General features: G+C 72.0%; 16 protein-coding genes and 1 pseudogene. 13 read left to right on the plus strand and 4 right to left on the minus strand.

Annotation, left to right across the window (positions count from 1 at the left end; all coding sequences use genetic code 11):
• The first annotated feature begins 24 nt into the window (after window positions 1-24).
• The 13 genes and pseudogenes from ACTWP5_RS29405 to ACTWP5_RS29465 all read left to right on the plus strand — a co-directional run bounded on the left by ACTWP5_RS29405 (window position 25) and on the right by ACTWP5_RS29465 (window position 14881).
• Window positions 25-1349: pseudogene (locus ACTWP5_RS29405) on the plus strand (CpaF family protein).
• The gene (locus ACTWP5_RS29410) at window positions 1346-2269 is read left to right on the plus strand and encodes a type II secretion system F family protein (RefSeq protein ID WP_443224204.1); all 924 of its coding nucleotides are present in this window, start codon (window positions 1346-1348) and stop codon (window positions 2267-2269) included. Before ACTWP5_RS29405 ends, ACTWP5_RS29410 begins: the two are co-directional and overlap by 4 nt.
• On the plus strand, window positions 2269-3171 hold the full coding sequence (locus tag ACTWP5_RS29415; protein WP_443224205.1) for a type II secretion system F family protein: 903 nt from the start codon (window positions 2269-2271) through the stop codon (window positions 3169-3171). Before ACTWP5_RS29410 ends, ACTWP5_RS29415 begins: the two co-directional genes overlap by 1 nt.
• 36 nt (window positions 3172-3207) lie before the next feature.
• Window positions 3208-3426: a hypothetical protein gene (locus ACTWP5_RS29420; protein ID WP_443224206.1), complete on the plus strand. Its 219-nt coding sequence runs from the start codon at window positions 3208-3210 to the stop codon at window positions 3424-3426.
• A complete protein-coding gene (locus ACTWP5_RS29425; RefSeq protein ID WP_443224207.1) occupies window positions 3413-3823 on the plus strand; it encodes a TadE/TadG family type IV pilus assembly protein in 411 nt (136 codons plus the stop codon). The genes ACTWP5_RS29420 and ACTWP5_RS29425 overlap by 14 nt, the downstream gene beginning before the upstream one ends.
• On the plus strand, window positions 3820-4245 hold the full coding sequence (locus tag ACTWP5_RS29430) for a TadE/TadG family type IV pilus assembly protein (protein ID WP_443224208.1): 426 nt from the start codon (window positions 3820-3822) through the stop codon (window positions 4243-4245). Before ACTWP5_RS29425 ends, ACTWP5_RS29430 begins: the two co-directional genes overlap by 4 nt.
• On the plus strand, window positions 4242-4682 hold the full coding sequence (locus tag ACTWP5_RS29435) for a pilus assembly protein TadG-related protein (protein WP_443224209.1): 441 nt from the start codon (window positions 4242-4244) through the stop codon (window positions 4680-4682). The genes ACTWP5_RS29430 and ACTWP5_RS29435 overlap by 4 nt, the downstream gene beginning before the upstream one ends.
• Window positions 4679-7588 (plus strand): BTAD domain-containing putative transcriptional regulator, encoded by a 2910-nt coding sequence (locus ACTWP5_RS29440; RefSeq protein ID WP_443224210.1) that lies wholly within the window; start codon window positions 4679-4681, stop codon window positions 7586-7588. The genes ACTWP5_RS29435 and ACTWP5_RS29440 overlap by 4 nt, the downstream gene beginning before the upstream one ends.
• 781 nt (window positions 7589-8369) lie before the next feature.
• Entirely contained in the window at window positions 8370-8699 is a 330-nt protein-coding gene (locus ACTWP5_RS29445; protein ID WP_443224211.1) for a hypothetical protein, read from the plus strand.
• Between the two features lie 239 nt (window positions 8700-8938).
• The gene (locus tag ACTWP5_RS29450) at window positions 8939-10042 is read left to right on the plus strand and encodes an AAA family ATPase (protein ID WP_443224224.1); all 1104 of its coding nucleotides are present in this window, start codon (window positions 8939-8941) and stop codon (window positions 10040-10042) included.
• A gap of 106 nt (window positions 10043-10148) precedes the next feature.
• Window positions 10149-11936: a hypothetical protein gene (locus ACTWP5_RS29455; protein ID WP_443224212.1), complete on the plus strand. Its 1788-nt coding sequence runs from the start codon at window positions 10149-10151 to the stop codon at window positions 11934-11936.
• Between the two features lie 491 nt (window positions 11937-12427).
• The gene (locus tag ACTWP5_RS29460) at window positions 12428-12775 is read left to right on the plus strand and encodes a hypothetical protein (RefSeq protein WP_443224213.1); all 348 of its coding nucleotides are present in this window, start codon (window positions 12428-12430) and stop codon (window positions 12773-12775) included.
• A 33-nt stretch (window positions 12776-12808) separates the two neighbouring features.
• On the plus strand, window positions 12809-14881 hold the full coding sequence (locus ACTWP5_RS29465) for a BTAD domain-containing putative transcriptional regulator (protein WP_443224214.1): 2073 nt from the start codon (window positions 12809-12811) through the stop codon (window positions 14879-14881).
• Between the two features lie 230 nt (window positions 14882-15111).
• On the opposite strand, the gene ACTWP5_RS29470 is transcribed toward ACTWP5_RS29465, so the two are convergent.
• From ACTWP5_RS29470 to ACTWP5_RS29485, 4 genes are all read right to left on the minus strand, one after another.
• The gene (locus ACTWP5_RS29470; protein ID WP_443224215.1) at window positions 15112-15978 is read right to left on the minus strand and encodes a hypothetical protein; all 867 of its coding nucleotides are present in this window, start codon (window positions 15976-15978) and stop codon (window positions 15112-15114) included.
• 171 nt (window positions 15979-16149) lie between these two features.
• Complete coding sequence (locus ACTWP5_RS29475; RefSeq protein ID WP_443224216.1) at window positions 16150-17121, minus strand: extensin; 972 nt, start codon at window positions 17119-17121, stop codon at window positions 16150-16152.
• Window positions 17118-18074 (minus strand): C40 family peptidase, encoded by a 957-nt coding sequence (locus ACTWP5_RS29480; protein ID WP_443224217.1) that lies wholly within the window; start codon window positions 18072-18074, stop codon window positions 17118-17120. The genes ACTWP5_RS29475 and ACTWP5_RS29480 overlap by 4 nt, the downstream gene beginning before the upstream one ends.
• A gap of 6 nt (window positions 18075-18080) precedes the next feature.
• Window positions 18081-19094 (minus strand): replication-relaxation family protein, encoded by a 1014-nt coding sequence (locus ACTWP5_RS29485; RefSeq protein WP_443224218.1) that lies wholly within the window; start codon window positions 19092-19094, stop codon window positions 18081-18083.
• Window positions 19095-19108: the final 14 nt, after the last annotated feature.

The following is a 19108-nucleotide window of genomic DNA, read 5'->3' on the forward strand; positions in this document are numbered from 1 at the left end:
GGTCCGGCGGTCGTGCCGGTGCAGATGCCACGCACGAGCACGAACGTCGCCGCCGTGATCAGCCCGCGCGTGGCGGAACGCCTGGCGCGGTACGCCCAGGCGCGGGCGGCCGCGGGGCTCCCGGCCGAGGACACCGCTTGCCGGCGGGAGACGATCCAGCAGCTGGCCGCCGAGGAACTGGAAGAGTTCGCGCGCGCGGAGTTGGCGTCCGGGCGTCCGACACCGGATCGGGCGGTCGAGGAGCACGCCGTGCAGACCGTGTTGGACACGTTGCTCGGCGCGGGCGCGCTGGAGCGGCTGCTCGCCGACCCGGAGGTCGAGAACATCGCGGTCAACGGCTGTGACCAGGTGTGGGTGACCTACGCCAACGGGTCGAAACGGCGGGGCCCGGCCGTTGCCTCGTCGGATGAGGACCTCATCGAGCTGGTGCGGCTGCTGGGCGCCCGCTCGGGTCTGGAGGAACGGCGGTTCGACCGGGGATCCCCCAGCCTGAACCTCCAGCTGCCGGACGGATCCCGGCTCTTCGCGGTGATGGCGGTCACCGAGCGGGTGTGCCTGTCGATCCGCAAACACCGCTACACCCGCGTCACCCTCGACGAACTCGTGCGCCTGGGCGTGTGCGACCCCGTCCTCGCGGGCTTCCTCGCAGCCCTGGTACGGGCGCGGAAGAACATCGTCGTCGCCGGCGGAACCAACGTCGGCAAGACCACCCTGCTGCGCGCCCTGGCCAGCGAGATCCCCCCGACCGACCGGCTCATCACCATCGAGGACACCCTCGAACTGAATCTCGACGCCGACCCGCAGGCGCACCCGGACGTCGTGTCGATGCAGGCGAGGGAGGCCAACATCGAGGGCCAGGGCGCCGTGGACCAAGCCGAGCTGGTCAAGTGGGCGCCCTACGGATGGGGATGGGCGCCTCGCGCGTGATCGTCGGAGAGATCCGCGGCGCCGAGGTGGTGCTGATGTGCAACGCCATGTCCCAGGGCAACGACGGCTCGCTCTCCACCATCCACGCCTCGACCTCGGCCGGAGTGTTCGCCAAGCTCGCCGCCTACGCCGCCCAGGCCCCCGAACGGCTCACCATGGAGGCCACCAACCTCCTCGTCGGCAGCGCCGTGCACTTCGTCGTCCACCTCGACTGGGACGCCGAGCGCAGGCGCGTCGTCGACTCGGTGCGCCAGGTGGTGGGCACCGACGGGAGCCAGGTGCTGTCCAACGAGATCTACCGCCCCGGCCCGGGCGGGCGCGCGGTCCCGGGGACGCCGCTGGAGTCGGCGGTGGTGCAGGAGCTGGCGGCCCATGGACTGGACGTCGAGACGTTCCAGGCCCAGTGGTGGGGTGCGTCATGAGCGGCATCACCCAGCTGGTGGGGGCGGTGGCGGTGCCGCTTGGCTGCGTGCTCGGCGCGGCCACCGCCGTCGGCGTGCTGCTGCTGGCTGCCGGAACCCGGGCCCGCCCGACCCGGCCACCGAACCAGCAGAGGCGCGGGTTCGGGTTCGGGTTCGTGCACCGTCTGCCGAAGAGCTGGCGCGGGCCCCGGCTGGCGACTGCCGGGGTGTCGGGTGTTGTCGTCGGGATGCTGACCGGCTGGCCGGTGGGCGGATTCCTCGCGGCGGTCGGCGTGCTCACGCTCCCGGAGCTGCTGGGCCCGGACCGGCAGGCGGCGGCAGGACTGGCGCGGATGGAGGCCGTGGCGACATGGACGGAGATGCTGCGCGACACCCTCTCCGCCGCCGCCGGACTCGAACAGGCCATCCTCGCCACGGCCCCCCTCACACCTCCTCCGCTGCGCGACGAGGTGCGGACCCTCGCCGGACGGTTGAAGGCCGGCGAGCCGTTGCCGTCGGCCTTGGAGGGCTTCGGCCGGGACGTGGACGATCCGGCGGCCGACACGGTGGTGACGGTGCTGGTGATGGCGTCGCGCCGGCAGGCCGCTCGCCTCGGCCCGCTGCTGGGCTCGTTGGCGGGCGCGGTGCGGGAGCAGGTGGCGATGCGGCAGAGGATCGCCGCGTCCCGGGCCAGCACGCGGACCTCGGTGCGGGTGTGCTGCGCCACCACCCTCGCCCTCGCGGCTGCGCTGGTGGTGTTCAACCGCCCCTACCTCCAGCCCTTCGACAGCGCGGCCGGACAGCTGGCGCTGGCGGCGGCGGGCGGGCTCTTCGCCGCGTCCTTCGCGTGGCTGGGCTCGATGGCCCGTATCCCTGCCCCACCCCGGCTCCTCGCCCTCGACCCACCGGGCGCCGTTCGGGAGGGGGCGGGAGCACGGTGATGGTCATTCTCCTCGGGGCCGCGTTCGGCAGCGGCCTGGTCGCCCTCACCTACGGACTGCGTCCCCCGCGCCGTTCCCTCGTCGCGGTGCTGACCGCGCTCGGCCAGCCCACCGCACCTCAGAGCACCGCCGTCACCCATTCCCAGGACGAACGGCCCAGCACGCTGGCCCGGCTGGGCAGCCCGCTGACGCCCGCCCTGCGCGCGGTGGGCCTGCCGACCACCTCGCTGCGCGCCGACCTCGCCGTCGCCGAACGGTCGGTGGACGCCTTCCTGGCGGCCAAGGCCGCCTGCGCGGCGGTCGGCCTACTGCTCCCGTGGGCCGCCTCCGGCCTGGTGACCCTGGCCACGGGCGGCACGCCCGGCTGGTGGATTCCCAGCTCCGCGAGCCTGGTCCTCGCCGCGGCGCTGTTCTTCCTCCCCGATGGGGAAGTGCGGCAACTGGCGCGGCAGCGGAGGGAGGAGCTGCGGCACACCCTCGCGGTCGTACTGGACCTCGCGGTGATCGCCCTGGCGGGCGGAGCCGGGACCCAGCAGGCACTCCACGACGCCACCACCGCGCCCCAGGGCTGGGCCGCCGGCCAGCTGCGTCGCGCGTTGGCGGCGGCACAGGCCACCCGCACCAGCCCCTGGCAGCGCCTCGGCGAGCTTGGCCACCGGATGGACGTGGTCGAGCTGACCGAGCTGGCGGCGGTGGTGTCGCTGGCGGGAACGGAGGGCGCGCGGATCCGCGCCTCGCTGGAGGCCAAGGCGGTCGCGATGCGGCGCCGTCAGCTGACCGACGCCGAAGCCGCCGCGCAGTCCGCCACCGAACGGATGGCGCTCCCGGTGATCGTGCAGTTCCTCGGCTTCCTGGTCTTCATCGGCACCCCCGCCCTCGCGCACGTCCTCGCCGGCCTCTGACCCACCAGCTCCAACCCCCACCTGGAGAACCCCACGATGCTCACCCTGTTGCTTGTGCGTGTGCTGGCCGCGATGGAACGCCGCTGGAAGGAGCTGCGCCGTCAGCTCGCCTCGGACGGCGGTTACACCACCGAGACGGTGGTCATCACCGCACTGCTGGCCATCCTCGGGATCACGGCCGCAGGGATCCTCACCATGAAGGTCGTCGACCGAGCGAACGGCATCGATCTTGAGGCCGGGTATGACGGCCGCTGACCCGCGAGCATCGGAGGCGGACCGGGGCGCGGCCAGTACCCAGCTGGTTCTGGCCGTCCCCGTCGTCTTGCTGTTGATGCTGCTGGCGGCCCAGTTCGCGCTGGCCTGGCACGCTCAGCACCTCGCCCAGACCGCCGCCTCCCAGGGACTCGCCGCCGCCCGTGCGGCGGACGGCACCCGGGCCGACGGGGAAGAGGCCGCTCGGGCGACCGTGCGCGAGACCGCGGGCGGCGTCCTGCGGACTCCTTCGGTTCGGGTGACGCGCACCGACACCACCGCCACGGCCCGGGTCGAAGGCTCCGTGATCCCTGTCGTTCCGGGCCTGGGGCTGCGCGTCACCGGGCACGCGGCAGGCCCGGTCGAGCGCTTCGTCACCCAGGGCGGGGCCGTGAAATGACCAGGCCACGCGCCCGGAGCGGGGACACGGGCTCGGCGACGATGGAGTTGGTGCTGGTGACCCCGCTGCTGGTGCTGCTGGTGCTCGTCGCGGTGGCCTTCGGCCGCCTGGCGGACGCGCGGATCCGGGTGGAGGACGCCGCCCACGACGCCGCCCGCGCCGCGACCCTGGCCACCACCCCCAGCGAAGCCGAGACCGCCGCACGGCAGGCCGCTGCCGCCGCGTTGGACGCCTCTGGAGCAGGCTGTGCCCGGCACACGGTGCGCTTGGACCACGACGGTCTCACGCCGGGCAGCACGGTCACCGCCCACGTGACCTGCCAGGCGAGTCTCCAGACCCTGTCGGCCACGGGGCTGCCCGGCGCCCTCACGCTCGACGCCGTCTCCGTATCCTCCGTGGACGTCTACCGGAGCCGGCCGTGATCGACATCAAAGGCGATCGTGGCCAGGTCACCGCCTTCGTGGTGGGGGTGCTCCTGGGCCTGTGGCTGTTCACTGGACTCGTCGTGGACGGCGGTCTCGCGCTCGCGGCGAAGGTACGGGCGATGGACACCGCGCAGGAGGCCGCCCGCACCGGCGCCCAACAGCTCGACATCGACGCGCTGCGCGAGCACCAGACCTACCGCCTCGACACCCAGCGGGCCACATCAGCAGCCCGTTCCCACGTCGCCGCCACCGGCAACACCGCCCGCGTCACCGTGGACGGCGACACCGTGACCGTGCACGTCACCCACCACGTGCGCACCCAGATTCTCCAACTCGCCGGACTGAACGAGATCACCGTCGCGGCCACCGGCACGGCCCACGCCCGCACCGGAACGGCCCAGCATGCACAGAACGAAGGAGGAGGAGCGCGGTGACACGACGCGTCCCCTGGGTGTGGCGGCAGGCGCTGGTCACGGCGGCGGGTGCAGTGGCCGTGGTGGTCATGCTGGCCGGCGTCCCCTTCACGCTGTGGTCGCTGACCGGAACGCCGTGGCCGGACCAGGTCACGTCCCTCCACGACCTGGCGGTTCGGCTGTCCCAGCCGATGGGAGACCCGCTGGCCGTGCAGCTCCTGGCACTGATCGGCTGGGCCTGCTGGGCGATGTTCGCCGCGACCGTGCTGCGGGAGACGGCCTGGTACGCCACCCGCCTGCCGCAGCTACGGCGCGATCGAGCCCTCCACGCCACCCACCTCGACGGCCTCTCAGCGCCCCGACTGCTCGTTGCCGCCTGCGTCGGCGGCCTCTTCCTGACCCTCCTGACCTTGGCCCGGCCCCTCCCGGCAACCGCTCAGGAGGCGCGGGCCGCGTATCCCACCGCCGTCGCGGAGGCGCCCACCTCTCCTCCGCTTCTGGCGCCGTCATCCGTTTCCGTCGCCGACGCCGGCTCGCGGCCGGCGCCAGCGTTCGTCCCCTACGCCGTGCTGCCCGGCGACACCCTGTGGGGCATCGCCCGCGAGCACCTCGGGGACGGCGTTCGCTGGCCCGAGATCTACGCCCTCTCCCGCCACCTCACCCAGCCCGACGGCCAACGCCTCACCGACCCCGACCTCCTCCGCCCCGGCTGGCGCCTCCACCTTCCTGCCGACGCCCACCACCCCACACCGCCTCATCCGATCCCCGAGTCCAGGCCCGGGCAAACGGATCGCGAGACGGCGCCGGAGAACACAACCCCTGACGCGGACATCCCCCGTCCCGGCCCGAGCGACTCCCGCCGGAGCGACTCCGGCCCGGTCGACCCTGGCGCGCGCGGCCTCGCCCCGCCGTCCGAGAGGGGACACTCCGCTGACGACCGAGCCGATCAGGCGCCCGCGTCCCCCGGCGGCCACGCCTCTGACGCGGAGGCCGAACGAGCCGCCCCGCAGTCCACGGTGCAGGACACCGCCTTGCCCTCGCGTCCGGTGCAGGTCTCTGTCGGGGCAGCGTCGGTGATCGGGGTGACCACGGCCGCGGGCATCGCAGCCGCCGTCGCGTTGGTGCGCGCCCGCGCCCGACGCCGCCGTAGCCCCGACCTCGCAACCGCACCGCCGAGCCTGTCCTCGGCGGTGCGCGCCGCCAACCGGGCGACCCTTGCCGCCCGACACGCTGACGGCGCCGACGCCGAGGAACCCGACGTCCTGCGCCGCCCCGCCCCCGCTGAACCGGCGCCGCCGGGCACAGTGACAGTTGCTCAGCGCGAGGACGCCGAGGTGACCGTGGAGGCGTTGGCCACCGAAGGTGGCTGGAACCTCACCGGGCCCGGCGCCCACCCGTCAGCCCGAGCACTTACCATCGCCGCCCTGTCCGCCGCACGACGCATCGCACCCCGTCCACCGCGCGTACGTCTGATCATCCCGGCTGCGCTCGCCGAGGAGTTGCTGCCGAACCTGGATCCGGCCCTTCCCGGCTGGACGCGGGCGGCCGACGCCGCCGAGGCGGTGCGCCTGGCCCAGGTCGCCGCCCTCGACCGCGCACGCGTCCACCACGACGCCGCCCCCGACCATGCCCCGCCCTCCGGCGGGATGCCGACGCACCCCATGGATGTCCTCCTCCTCGACGCCGCAGCCTCGCCCGAGGCGGTGGCGCTGTCCCAACATGCGGCGCCCGGCGAGCTGGCCGTCCTCGCCCTGCACGCCCAGCTGTTGGCCTCCACCGCCGTCCTGGCCGCTGACGGCACTGTCGAGCAGACCACCGGGCCCCACGCCCACGCCACGTCGCTTGACGGTGCTGGGTTCTTCACCCTCGCCCCCGGACCGGCCGGCGAACTCCTTGCCTCCTTGACCGCCGCCGCGCAACCGGATCCCCCAGGCGAGACCGTCGGCGAGCGGGGTGGCGAGGCGCCGGTGGTCCCCCCTCCTCCGGCCGGGCCACCGGCCCTACCCAGCCCACCCACCCCGCCTACCCCGCCGGCCGCCGAACAGCCCGGCCCCCTGGGCAGCCCCGCCCTCAACGTCCAGGCCATCCCCACACGCGAGGAACCGCGCGATAACGGCCCCGGCGTGCGGGGCGCGCTCGTCACGATCCGGCTTTTCGGTGGACTGTCTCTCCACGTTGACGAGGAAGAAGTGCCGCTCTCGATGAAAGGCGCAGCCCAAGAATTCCTCGCGATTCTCGCGGCCTATCCCGATGGAATCCGCTCCGAGGTGGCGGTGGACTCTTTGCGGCTGTCTCCCGATCCGGACCGCGCCACCAAGGATCTGGTCAACCTGCGTCGCGCGGTTCGCCGCACCGTGCGGCAGGTCACCGGAGCCACCAGTGCGACCGTCGTCCTGCATACCGGCGACCGCCACCGGCTCGACCCCCAACTGGTCACCAGCGACGTCGCCACCTTCACCAGGGCCCTGGACCGCGCGACCCACACCGCCGACGCGGACGAACGGGCCCGCGCGCTGGGCGACGCGCTGGAGGAGTACCGGGGGCGAATGTGCGAGGGAGCGGACTACCCGTGGGCGGATGAGCTGCGCGAGTACCTCCACCACAAGGCCGTCGATGCCGCCGTTCACGTGGCCGACCATGTTCTGCCCGCCGACCCCGAGCGTGCCCTTGCCCTGCTGGAACGCGCCGCCGCCTGGGAGCCGACCAGTGAGCCGGTCTGCCAGCGGCTGATGGGCGTCCATCACCAGCTCGGGCACCCGCAGGCCGCCCACCACGCCTACCAACGCCTCGCCAGGCACCTGGCCGAGATCGACGCCACTCCCACCGAGGCCACCCGCGCTCTTCTCGCCCAGAGAACCCCCAGTACCCCGTCTGACCTGCGGACATACAGGCAACGGCAGCCTCGTGGCTCGTTGGCGCATCGGTGATCCCATCGTTGGTCCGCTTCGGCGTGACGCGATCCGGGGTCCGGCATGGACCCGACCACCCAGCGCGTGAGAAAGGCGCAGGACAGGGTGCTGTTCGCCAAGCCGAGCGGACACCGACTGTATTTCGGTATCGACGTAGCTAACCCGATCCACCCCCACAGCGCGCCCGGCCCCCAGGCCCATCCCCTGCCCGCCCCCACCTGACAGCCCGTCATCTCTGATCTCGCATACCGCCCTCCTCCGTGACGGTCGCCTCATCCTTCCAGGACCCGCCTCCCGTACACGCCGAGGCGGGCGAGGCGAGGCATGACGCCATGTCGGCGGATGATCTGATCACCATCGGCTTCGCTCCTGCGCTGTCGGCGCTGCCACCCCGGTGCGCTCACCGCGCCGCACGGCGCGTCCCCCGCGAGGGTGCCACGCCACGCGCCGCGCCCCGGGCGCCCTCCTGCGTAACGAACCCGCCCGCCCGGCTCACCCGGGCATGCGGACCCGCAGGGATGACCGCCCGGCGGACCGCCGCCACGGCGGGCCGCGCGGATTGCTCCGTCTGAGTGACGCCTGCCCCGCCCCGCCTGCCGTTCGGTCGTAGATCAGGCAGTCCACGACGCTTCCCGTCGTGAGGCGAATTCGGCACGACCGAATGCGTCGTCAATTCACGAGAATTCCAGGAATTCCAAGCCCTGTTCCGACTAGGTGTCCTGCGCCGCGTCGAGCTATATTCATTGTGTCCCCAAAAAGGGGACCCGAAGAAATCGGCGAGCGTTTTCCCTGCAAATTCGTGCTGCGGGAGAAGTGCGCCCTGAAAGAGGAGGAATTCCGCGTCGTGAATTACGAGATTGTTCTGCTTCAGCTGCGGGCGGCGGTGGACCGGCTGGACGCCGTAGAGGCCCGCCGGTCCACGTGGGGCGCGCGGCTGGCCGATGTGCTGGAGACCTTCGACCAGCTGGACCGCTGGCTCTCACGTGGCGGCGCGCTTCCGGCCGACTGGGCCGAATGCCGTCACCCGGCGGTGCGCGCCCAGCGCCACGCCGAACACCCGGACGCGCCCGACGGTACGGACGGGCCGGTCATCCCCCGACTTCCGGGCCCCCGCCACCACGAGCCGTGACGCCACGCCGGGCCGGTGCCCGCCGCGCGGCACCGGCCCGGTACCCCGCCCCGCCGCCCAGTCCTCGTCTCCGTCGCGAACGCCGCCGGTGGAGAACCACCCCCACTGACCAGAAAGGGATTTGCCTGATGACCGCCGCCGCCCCGCCCGCCGCCTCCTCGCCATCCGCCGCACCCGCGTCCGCCGCGCCGCCGCCCGGTGGGGGAGGGAAGGCGCGGCCAGGCGAGTTGCGAGCCCTGATCGCCCAGACCCTGGCGGGGAACCCTTCGCGGACGTTCACCGTGACAGAGCTGGTCAAGATCCTGGGGCACTCGGGCGGGGCGATCGGCAACGCCTGCGAACGGCTGGTCAGCAGCGGGCAGGCGGACCGCGTCTCCCACAGGCCCCGCACCTACACCGCGAACTCCGCCACGGCCGCCGCCGCGAAAGGCTCGGTTCCGCCACCCGCCGCCGGTGGGTCCGCCCCGGCGTCAGCGTCGCCTCCACCGGCCGCGCCCACACCCAACGCGAAGGCAACGCCTCCGGCCGTGCCGACACGCGGCGGGCGTCCGTTGCCGATCACCCGGCCCAACGGCCTGCTCTACCATCCGCGTGCCCTGGCGAGTCTGCCGGATGTCGAGGCGCTGCGCAGGCTGCGCGATGCGGGTATCCCGGCGTTGCTGTACGGGCCGCCGGGCACCGGCAAGACCAGTGTGATCGAGGCTGCCTTCCCCGACCTGATCACGGTGGCCGGAGATGGCGACACGACCGTCGGTGACCTCGTCGGGGAGTACACCCAGGACGAGGGCGGCGGTTACCGGTTCGTCTACGGGCCCCTCGTCGCGGCCATGCAGGAGGGGCGGGCGTTGTTGCTGGACGACGCCACGCTCATCTCGCCCAAGGTGCTCGCGGCGCTGTATCCGGCGATGGACGGCCGCCGACAGATCCAGGTCAAGGCCCACAAAGGTGAGACCATCACCGCCGCCGACGGCTTCTACGTGATCGCCGGTCACAACCCCGGCGTCCACGGCGCGATCCTCACCGAGGCCCTCGCGTCCCGGTTCTCCGTACAGATCCAGGTCGGCACCGACTACGACCTCGCCACCGCGCTGAAGATCAACAAAGCGGCGGTGCGGATCGCGCGCCACCTGGCCACCCGCCAGCAGGCAGGCGAGGTCGGCTGGGCGCCCCAACTCCGCGAACTGATCGCCTTCCAGAAGATCGCCGACGTCCTCGGCGCCGAGGCTACCTTCGCCAACCTCGTCGGCGTCGCGCCGCTGGAGGACCGCGACACGGTCGCCGAGGTCGTCACCAAGGCCACCGGCCACACCGTGACCGCCCTCGCCCTCGGCGTCCAACTCTGACCACCCCCGGGGCCCGGGCACACACCCCGGCCCCCGCGCCGGGGCCCCGGGGCCCTCCGGCCCACCACCACCCACCCCATTCCGACCGAAGGGACAGCAATTCGCCATGGCTGCAACCGCCCACATCCACCTCACCCCCGTGACACAGGCCGACCTCGATCTCGCGCGCTGGGCGGACGACGGGGGACCCGCCGCCCCCGACCGGCCCGAGGACGCGGAATGGCGGCGGATCGCCGCCGAGCTGTCCCGCCGTCTGCCCGAGCTGTGCGGCCGCGAGGACGTGCTCGTCCTGTGCCCCAAGGGGACCCGAAGCGGGGCACCAGCCTGCTTCGACCTGCTGCGGGCGGAGCTGGATCTGGACAACCGGCTGTTCGCCCCCTTGGACCCGGCCAGCATCATCCCCCGCCGGGCCGGCGACGAGGTGCGCTACCCGATCGCCTGGGGCGCGTTCCTGCACGAGGCAGCCCACGCCGCCCACACCCGGTGGAAGATCCGCTTCGGCGCGCCAGGAACGGCCCTACTGTCGGCGGCGGACCTGCTGGAGGAATCCCGCGCCGAACGCGCCCACCTCGCCCGCCGCCCCACCGACCGCGACGTCGTACGCGCCGCCATCGACACCCTCGTCAAACGCGACATCGACCACACCACCCCCAGCGACCCATGGCACGCCGCCTGCGCAGCCGGCCTCATCCTCGCCCGCCGCGACGCCGGAATCTTCGACCCAGACGAAACCCAAGCCCTCCAGGACACGGTGACCGGCATCCTCGGCGCCGAGGTCCTGGACACCCTCGCCGGGATCTGGAACGCGGCCCACGCCACGGCCGACGAGGACCACGAGGCGATGCGGGCACACGCCACCGCATGGTGCAAGGCCCTGAACACCGACCCCGACAGCCCGCCACCAGCCCCCGACACCACGGCACCGGCCGGCGAGCTGCGCGAGGCGGTCGGCAAGGCCACCGGCCCAGCCCAGGAACAGGCACGGGCCCAGGCACGCGTGGCTGCGGCCCGCGCCGCCCGGCAGCAGGCGAAGGCCGACCAGGCGGCTCAGGCCCGGCGGGCCGCCGAGCTGGCGAAGAAGGTCTTCACCCCTGCCCGTCTGCCCTACCTGCCCCGTCTGGACGCCACCGGCATCGACCCCTCACCCGTCACCGGCACCCGCGCCCCCACCCGGGCCGAGAAGGCCGCCGCCGGACAACTGGCCCGCGCGCTGCGCGCCGCCGCCTACCGGGAACGCACCACCACCATCACCCACTCCCAGGCCCCGCCCGGACGGCTGAACATGCGCGGCGCCCTCGCCAGGGACGCGCAACGGGCCGCCGGCGCCACACCAACCGCCACCCCGTGGACCCGCACCACCCACCGCACCGGCCCCACCCCGCCGCTGCGCGTGGGAATCGCGGTCGACGTCTCCGGCTCGATGCACGCCGCCACCCGCCCCATCGCCTCCGCCGCCTGGATCCTCGCCCACGCCGTCACACTGACCGACCCCGACTCCCGCAGCGCCACCATCGCCTACGACCGCACCCTCACCGCGATCACCACACCCGCCCGCGCCCCCCGAGCCGTCACCGAGTTCGCCGCCCAGGGAAAGGGCCACCGCCTCGCCGAGGCCATCGACGCCCTCACCTCCGGCATCGGACTCACCCAGCCCGGCGCCGGCCGCCTCCTGGTCATCGCCTCCGACGGCCTCTACAGCCCCAACGAAGCCACCCACGCCACCCAACGCATCACCGCCGCACGCAACGCCGGATGCGCAGTCCTCTGGCTCGCCTTCGCACCCCACCCCCACCCCCTCCCCGGCACCACCCTCCTCGAACTGTCAGACCCCACCCAAGCACCAGCCGCCATCGCCAACGCCGCCACCAAAGCCCTGGCCACCAACCACACCTGACCCCCGACGGGCCGCCCCCAGCCAGGAACCCAGGGGGCGACGGCCCACCCCCCACCACCCCGTCACAGCGAAAACTGGCAGCGCGGCCGTATCCGTGTTGGGCTCCGTCCTGCCCCTGATGGCAGACGAGCTCGGGTGCCGGGCCTACGACGCCACTCTGGTCGCGAGGTCCGAGGTTCGCCCCGCCGGCGACGGGCACCGCCACCCCCAGTTGTTTCTGAGTTGTTTACACGTTGCGAGAGCTGCTCGGGCTGGAAAACTCGCATCAACCCGCTGTGCTGTTGTTCCTGACCCGGACAGGCAGGTGGGAACGGGCGGCGATCCTGTTGGCGCGGGACGCCGCCCCTCTGCATGTCCCTCGGCAGGACCTTGCCGTTGCCCGTTGATCAGGCCAAGATGACTGCGGGTCGTCATGTGGCGCCAAACACAAGCGACTTCGCGCATCGAGCAGAACCATGTCCTGTCCGGGTCAGAATCACGAGGACTGCAGTATGAGCATCTACGAGATGCCTGGCGAGGGCCAGGCGCGTTCTCACTCAGCGTCGCCCGTCAAGGTGAACGGTGTGACATCGTCAGGGCCGCCAGCGCGTCGGCGTGCCTCCGTCGAGGGCGAAGGCACGCGAGGCCGGTCCGCTGATCTGGCCTTGGCTCTCATCGTGGCCGCAGAGCTGGCGTTCGTGCTGATAGCGCTGGTATGGGGTGGACACACCTTGGGCCAAACGGTGGCGGCCGCCGGTTGCGCGACGGCCATCGGGCTTCTCGCCTACCACGGTCGCAGCATCATGCTGTGCGTTGGCCGGATCCGGGTCACCCGTGGCGAGTCAGGACACAGCCTGTGATGGGGAAGCAGTCAAAGAGTGGGAGTTCGCGACATGGGACGCCCTGAGTCGCGCATCCTGGGTGAAGACGGGGTCGCTCAGTTGGCCAAGGAACTGCGGGCCGCACGCGATGCCGTCGGCATGTCCCAGCGCCAGATTGCCTGTATCACCCACTACTCTCCGGCGGCGGTGTCCCGTGCCACCAACGGGCAGGAGGTGCCGTCGTGGAACTTCGTCGTGAAGTACCTCAGGGCGTGCGGTGCCGACCCGAAGGAGTGGCGCGCACGCTGGGAGCTGGCGGCGGAGGAACGATCGGCGCGGAAGGGCCCGCCATCAGGTACCCAGGGCCGGACCACATCCGATGTGGAGTTCGGCGTGTTGGGGCCACTACGTGTGACCGTGGACGGCCGCGACATCGGCCTGGGATCTGGCAAGCTTCGCGCGCTTCTAGCGTTCTTGCTGATCAACGCCAATCGCGTGGTGTCGGCCGAACGACTGATCGATGTTCTCTGGGAGGACTCGCCGCCCAGTTCAGCCATGTCCCTCGTTCCAGCCTACGTCTCCAGGCTACGCACTTCTTTGGGAACGACGTCAGTCGCGCGGGTTGGCACGGCGTACCGCCTCACCGTGGAACCCGAGCGGCTGGACAGCATGCGCTTCACACAGCGGGTCACCGACGCCCGAGCCCGCCTGGAGGCCGGTGAGCTGGCCGAAGCGGCCCGCCTGTACAGGAGTGGGCTCGACGAGTGGCGGGGAGAGGCACTCATGGACATTCCCGGCCTCTGCATGGAGGCTGAACGTGCCAGGCTGGCCGAGACACGCCTCTCAGCGACGAAGGAAAATCTGCGGGTCGTCGCTGAACTGGGCCGGCTTGGTGAGGTGATCGCGGAGATCAGCCGCCTCACGGAGGAACATCCTTTCGATGAAGAGTTGCACAGGCTGTGGATGACTGTGCTATATCGCAGCGGCCGGGCGGCTGAAGCCCTGTCCGTGTACCACCGATACCGTCGCCGTGTGATCGATGAGCTTGGCCTCGAGCCAGGGCCCGAACTCGGCCGCATCCAAGAAGCCATCCTCTCCCACAACATGGTGGTGCTGAATGCCTGCCAAGGCGCTGACGCGGTTCGAAGCGCAGGCACCGCGACCGGTCGAGCAGAGCAAGCGGTCACCTCTCCGGTTCCTCGGCCCCGGCAGCTGCCATTGAGTATCACGACGCTGGTCGGCCGGGAACAGGAGTTGGGGATGATGGACCTCCTGATGGACTCGGACGCGGCGGTGTGCCTGGTAACTGGCTTGCCCGGGGCTGGCAAGACCTCCCTCGTCACGGCATGGGCCCGTCGGCGAGCGAGCCATTTTCCGGATGGCCAACTCTTTGCCAACCTAGAGCGGCAGACCGAGCCACTGGAGGTGTTGGGTGCTTTTCTGCGGGCCCTTGGGGTACGAGAGGATGTGATACCCGACGCCATGGCTGAGCGGGCGGCCCTGTACCGCAGTGTGCTGGCGGACAAGCGAATGCTCGTCCTGCTCGACGGCGCTTCTTCAGCCTCCGAGGTCGAGCCACTGCTGCCCGGATCGACGGACAGCCTGACCGTGGTCACCAGTCGGCGCCACCTGGATGAGTTGGCCGTCACACATGACACCTTGCTGGTGCGGCTTGACACGTTGACCCAGGAAGCGGGCGTCGCTATGCTCGAACACCTGCTGGGCAGAGCACGGGTGCGGGCCGAGCCGGAACAGGCGGCCAGGATCGTCCAGCAATGTGGTGCGATGCCGCTCGCCCTTAGCCTCATCGCCACCCGGCTGCGTGATCGCCCCTCCTGGACGCTCAGCCAAGCGGCCGAACGTCTGGCCACCGCGGGTTCTCAGGTGGGAGCAGCGCTTGCTGCCTCGTTCGCGTCTTTGACAAGTGACAGTGCACGATTGCTACGACTGATCGCTCGCCATCCCGCCGCCGACACTCCGGTGACCCGGCTCGCCGCGCTGGCCGGAACGAGTCCACAGGAGGCACAGGCCCAACTGCGGGTACTTGAATCAGCCCACCTGGTGACCGAGCCGCAGCCGAACCGGTACCGCTGCCATCCGCTGATCCGGCGGCTCCTGCTAGGCGAGGGGGCACAGCCTGCATGAGTTGGCTGCAGCCGGAACCTCGGGGCCGTTGACACGGCGGCGACGCGGAGGCCGGGGACGTTCGGCCCGCAAGAGACCGTTACTGAGGGCTTGCATGCGAGATTCCACTCACGTAACAGCCCTTGGTTGAAGACTCACGTTCAGCCACGACCACGGACAATCCATCGAACGGGCAGCACACTGCGTCGCTCCCACCCAAGGAGCAAGCGGGAGCGACGCTGGCGTGTGGTCTACTGTCCGTCGCTGGCAGGCGCGCGGGTGAGCTGGTGGCGGCGAGGGCGGTCGCTGACCTGACAGGCGATGCCTTGCCTGGTCAGCGTGGCCAGGGCGTTGGCGATGGCGCCCGAACTGCGCTCGATGACGCGGCTGATCGCGGTCGCGGTGAATGCCTCCTCGGGGTGGGCGGTGAGGTGCTCGACCACCAGCTGCCGCAGCGCGCCGGGGGCCAGCCGCGCCGCAGCACTGGTCGTCGTCGGAGCTGGTGGTGCGGCCGTCTCGTTCGTGGTGGGAACGTCGTCGGCCTGGCTGCGGCTGGCGGGTGCCTGGGGCGTGGCGGAGGCGTCCGATGGTGGTGCGGGCGGCTGGATGTCGGTGTCGGGCGTCGACGCGCCACTCGTCTCGGACGTGGCCGTGTCCGTGACCAGGGCCTGCTCCGCCCGCGTGGCCGGCTCAGGCTCAGGCTCCGGTGTCGACTCGTCGTCGTGCGTGCTGGCGCCGGCGGGTGTGTTGTCGGTTTCGGGGCGTTGCTCGGGGGCGGGCGTTTCCTTGGCAGCTGTGGTGTCCGTGCTGGTGTCGATGGCAGGGGCTGCGTCGTGAGAGTGGGGGGTGGCGTGCCAGCGATCTGGGATGGCGCGGTTGTTCTGGTCGCGTCCGCCTTTCTCTCGTCGGGCCTGTCCGGTCTTCTCCAGGGTGGCAAGGGCCTTTCCGGTAGTGGAGTAGCCGGTTCCGGCAGCGCGTGTGAGTTCGGCGGTGGTGGCGCCGGGGTGGGCCGCCAGAGCGGCGGAAACGCGCTCAAGCGCGGTCGGCGCGCTACTGGAGACGGTGGGGTCGGGCCGCAGTGCGGTGGTGGGCTTGGTGGTGTTCGTGGTTGTGGTCATGGGGAACCTCACAGGTCCGTGGGGATTGGTGGGGTCCCCGGCCGGGGCGCGTTGGCGGGCCGCGTGCGCATTCGCGGTGGGTGCCCGCTGGGCGTAGGACCATGGACGCTCCGTCTCCGGCATCAAGTCAAGCGGGTCACCCGAACGGGTCTGGGTCCGCGTTTGGGCAGGTCAAGAGTCTTTTGGCGGTGCGCCTGGGTGCGATTGTGGATCGTGTACCGGGTGCGGGTGCGGGTGCGGGTGCGGGTGCGGTTCCGTGCCCGTCGGTTGTCGGGTGGACAGGCGGTGGTGGATGCGGCGGGCGCGGTCGGTGCCGATGCCCAGTTCGGTGCGCAGGCGGCGGATGCTGACGGGACGCCCGGTGAGGGCGTGTGCGGCACTGTTCAGGACGGTGGCGCGGGCCAGCAGGTCGGCGTCCGGGTCCGCGTTCGGCCCGCACGATGCGGTGCTCTCACGGGTCGGTGTCACCGGGCCGTTTCCGTCCCAACTGGTGTCGGCCACGAGGCCGGGGCGGGACGGGCCGCTGTGGCCGTCAGCAGGAGCGGGCCCTGTGATGGCGTGTGGCGGGCCGCCGGGCTCCGATCTCGGGGGTGTTCGCGGACCGGCTGGGGTGGTGAGGTGCGGAGGTGTCCCGGGTGACGAAAGCCGATCGTGGCCCGTACCGGCGCAGGGGTCGGTACGGGTGCGGCAGTGGTCCGGTTCCGGCCCGGTGGGGGTGAGGTGGCGGCGATAGGACGCGACGGTCTCGGTCAGCAGGATGAGCAGCAGCGGGGGCACGGCGTGAAGGAACACAGCCGCAGGGTCGGCGTGGCGTGGCCAGCCGGGGTCACCGTCTGGCCAGAGCGAATCCCAGCAGTTCATCAGGGTGGCGGCCAGGCCGGTGAACCAGCGCAGCGTGGTGGACCAGGCGGGAGGTCGGATGCCCCAGGAGGTCAGACGTGCGTCGGCGTAGAGCACGGTGGCCAGGGCGAGGGCGACCATGGGGTCGAGCAGCAGCGCGATGGGCCACGGTACGCCCCGACTGACGGCGAACAGGGTGACGTTGACGGCGGTGAACAGCAGCGCCAGGACGGCGATGGCGGCTAGGGCCCGGCTCAGTCGGGTGAGGAGCAGCTCCGCCTCCTCCCGCGCGGGCGCGGTCACGTGTCCTCCCCGAGAAGCGAAAGGCGGGTGGCGCCGAGATAGTCGTCGCCCGGGTAACGGACGGGGTCTTCGCGGACGCGGGCGCCGGGGTGTGGTGCGTGGATCATGGTTCCGTTACCGGTGTGGAGACCGACGTGGTGGATGTTGCCGGGCGTGCCGTAGAAGACGAGATCGCCGGGGAGTAGCGGTTCGTCCGGGCCGAGGCGTGGCCCGGCGTGGTACTGGTCCTGGGCGACGCGGGGCAGGTGGATGCCGGCTGTCTCGTAGGCGGCGCGAGTGAGACCGGAGCAGTCGAAGCCGCCTTCTGCGGGGCCGTCGCCACCCCACAGGTACGGCTGGCCGAGGTGTTGCCGCGCGTAGCGCACCGCCTCGGCGGCCTGCGGCGTGGGGGCGGCGACGGTGAGGCCGGGTGGGGTGGTGTAGCGGGAGGCCTGTTCCAGTACCCGGTGTACGTACGCGTCGTCGTGGTTGTAGTGCCACAGCGCGCCTTCGACGTCCTCAGGGGCGCCGTGCTCGCAGAGGAGGCGGGCCGCCGCGTGGACGGCGTTGACGGGGTCCCATGGGGTGGGTGGATCGGATCCGCCCGGCGGAACGGGCCGGTCATAGGCGGCGAAGGTGGCGGGCAGGAACTGTATCGGCCCGACCGCCCCTGCCGAGGAGATCATCGTCGGGTGCCGGGCGTGGTCGGTTTCGACCTTGCCGATCGCCGCCAGCACCGTCCAGGACAGCCCGGGGCATTCGGGGGCGGCCTGCTGGTAGAGGGCGAGCATGCGCGGCGGGATGTCCGTGAGCGCCTCCCGGCTGGCCGTCACCGTCCCGGCGCCGGCAGCGCCGGCAGCGCCGACGGCGGAGGGATTGCTGGAGAGTCCGCCGAGGACGGCGGTGGCCCCGGCTGCCGCGATGAGGAACAGGGCTGCGAGGCCGATGAGAAGGCCGCCCAGGATCTTGCCCACGGACGGTCACCAACGGGCGGAGGCGGGTGGGAGGGGCGGCACCGGTTGCCAGGGGAAGGCGTTGTGACCCGCGGAGGCGGCGGGCGTGGCGGCCCCGTCGAGGAGTTGTTCGGTGAGCGCGGGAACGCTGTGGGGCCAGTGCTGGGCCAGTTCGGCGAGGGGGAGGCGTTCGCCGGCGGGAGGGTGCAGGGGGAGCCAGCCGCCGCCGGGTGCGGCGGGGTGGTCGGCGTGGGTGGTGGCCACGAGGAGGCCGTGGTCCGCGGCTGTCGGGGCGAGGCGGCGGCGGAGGCTCGCCTCACGGGCCGGGCTTGAGGTGTGGAAAAGGATGGGCGTCGCGGTGCCGGTGGTGGCGACGAGTTGGGCGTAGCCGGCGAGCTTGCCCTCGACGCGGGCGAGGGGCTGGGTACCGGTGTCGTGTTCGAGGAAGAACGGCAACAGGCGCTCGCGGTGACGGTGGTGGGCGTAGGCGTCGGGGCGGGCCCAGTCACCCCATAGCCGCGCGGCGGAGCGGGCGGAGATCCACACGGTCAGCTCGCTGTCGCGGTCGTGGTGGTGGGAGGCGGCGAGGGTGGTGAGGTGGCTGTTCACGGCGAGGTCGTGGTCCAGGGTGGGGGAGAACGCCGTGCGGGCGCAGGTGTCCTTGCGCCACGCCAGGGCCGAGGGCTCGACGGCGTGGTGGGCGGCCAGCAGGTGGACTCCGGTCGCGCCGAGGGTGTAGTGCTCGGGGGCCGAGCCGCGCAGGACGAGGGGCCGGAAGGCGTCGACGGCGTGCAGGTGGTGCAGCGCGCGGAGGCGTCGGTTGGCCACTCGGCGGCTGACGTTCCACAGGGCGGTGATGTGGTGCGTGGTCAGCACCCGGTGTTCGTGGAGCATGCGCAGCAGCCACAGGTCGCGGGCGGTGACGCGGGTGGCGAGGGCGGAGATATCGGAGCGGTACCGGGGCAACGGGGGCCGGCTGCGGCAGGTGGCGGCGCGCGGCACGTAGACGGGGCGGGCGGGGGCCAGGGCGCGGTCAGGCATGAGTGGAGGAGCCT

The organism is Streptomyces sp. 4N509B (assembly GCF_052245655.1).
Lineage (GTDB): Bacteria > Actinomycetota > Actinomycetes > Streptomycetales > Streptomycetaceae > Streptomyces.

Coding starts and splice junctions, on each gene's coding strand:
- ACTWP5_RS29485 (WP_443224218.1), bottom strand. CDS start 19,094: ATGCCTGACCGCGCCCTGGCCCCCGCCCGCCCCGTCTACGTGCCGCGC.
- ACTWP5_RS29415 (WP_443224205.1), top strand. CDS start 2,269: ATGGTCATTCTCCTCGGGGCCGCGTTCGGCAGCGGCCTGGTCGCCCTC.
- ACTWP5_RS29430 (WP_443224208.1), top strand. CDS start 3,820: ATGACCAGGCCACGCGCCCGGAGCGGGGACACGGGCTCGGCGACGATG.
- ACTWP5_RS29425 (WP_443224207.1), top strand. CDS start 3,413: ATGACGGCCGCTGACCCGCGAGCATCGGAGGCGGACCGGGGCGCGGCC.
- ACTWP5_RS29470 (WP_443224215.1), bottom strand. CDS start 15,978: ATGACCACAACCACGAACACCACCAAGCCCACCACCGCACTGCGGCCC.
- ACTWP5_RS29455 (WP_443224212.1), top strand. CDS start 10,149: ATGGCTGCAACCGCCCACATCCACCTCACCCCCGTGACACAGGCCGAC.
- ACTWP5_RS29410 (WP_443224204.1), top strand. CDS start 1,346: ATGAGCGGCATCACCCAGCTGGTGGGGGCGGTGGCGGTGCCGCTTGGC.
- ACTWP5_RS29465 (WP_443224214.1), top strand. CDS start 12,809: ATGGGACGCCCTGAGTCGCGCATCCTGGGTGAAGACGGGGTCGCTCAG.
- ACTWP5_RS29460 (WP_443224213.1), top strand. CDS start 12,428: ATGAGCATCTACGAGATGCCTGGCGAGGGCCAGGCGCGTTCTCACTCA.
- ACTWP5_RS29420 (WP_443224206.1), top strand. CDS start 3,208: ATGCTCACCCTGTTGCTTGTGCGTGTGCTGGCCGCGATGGAACGCCGC.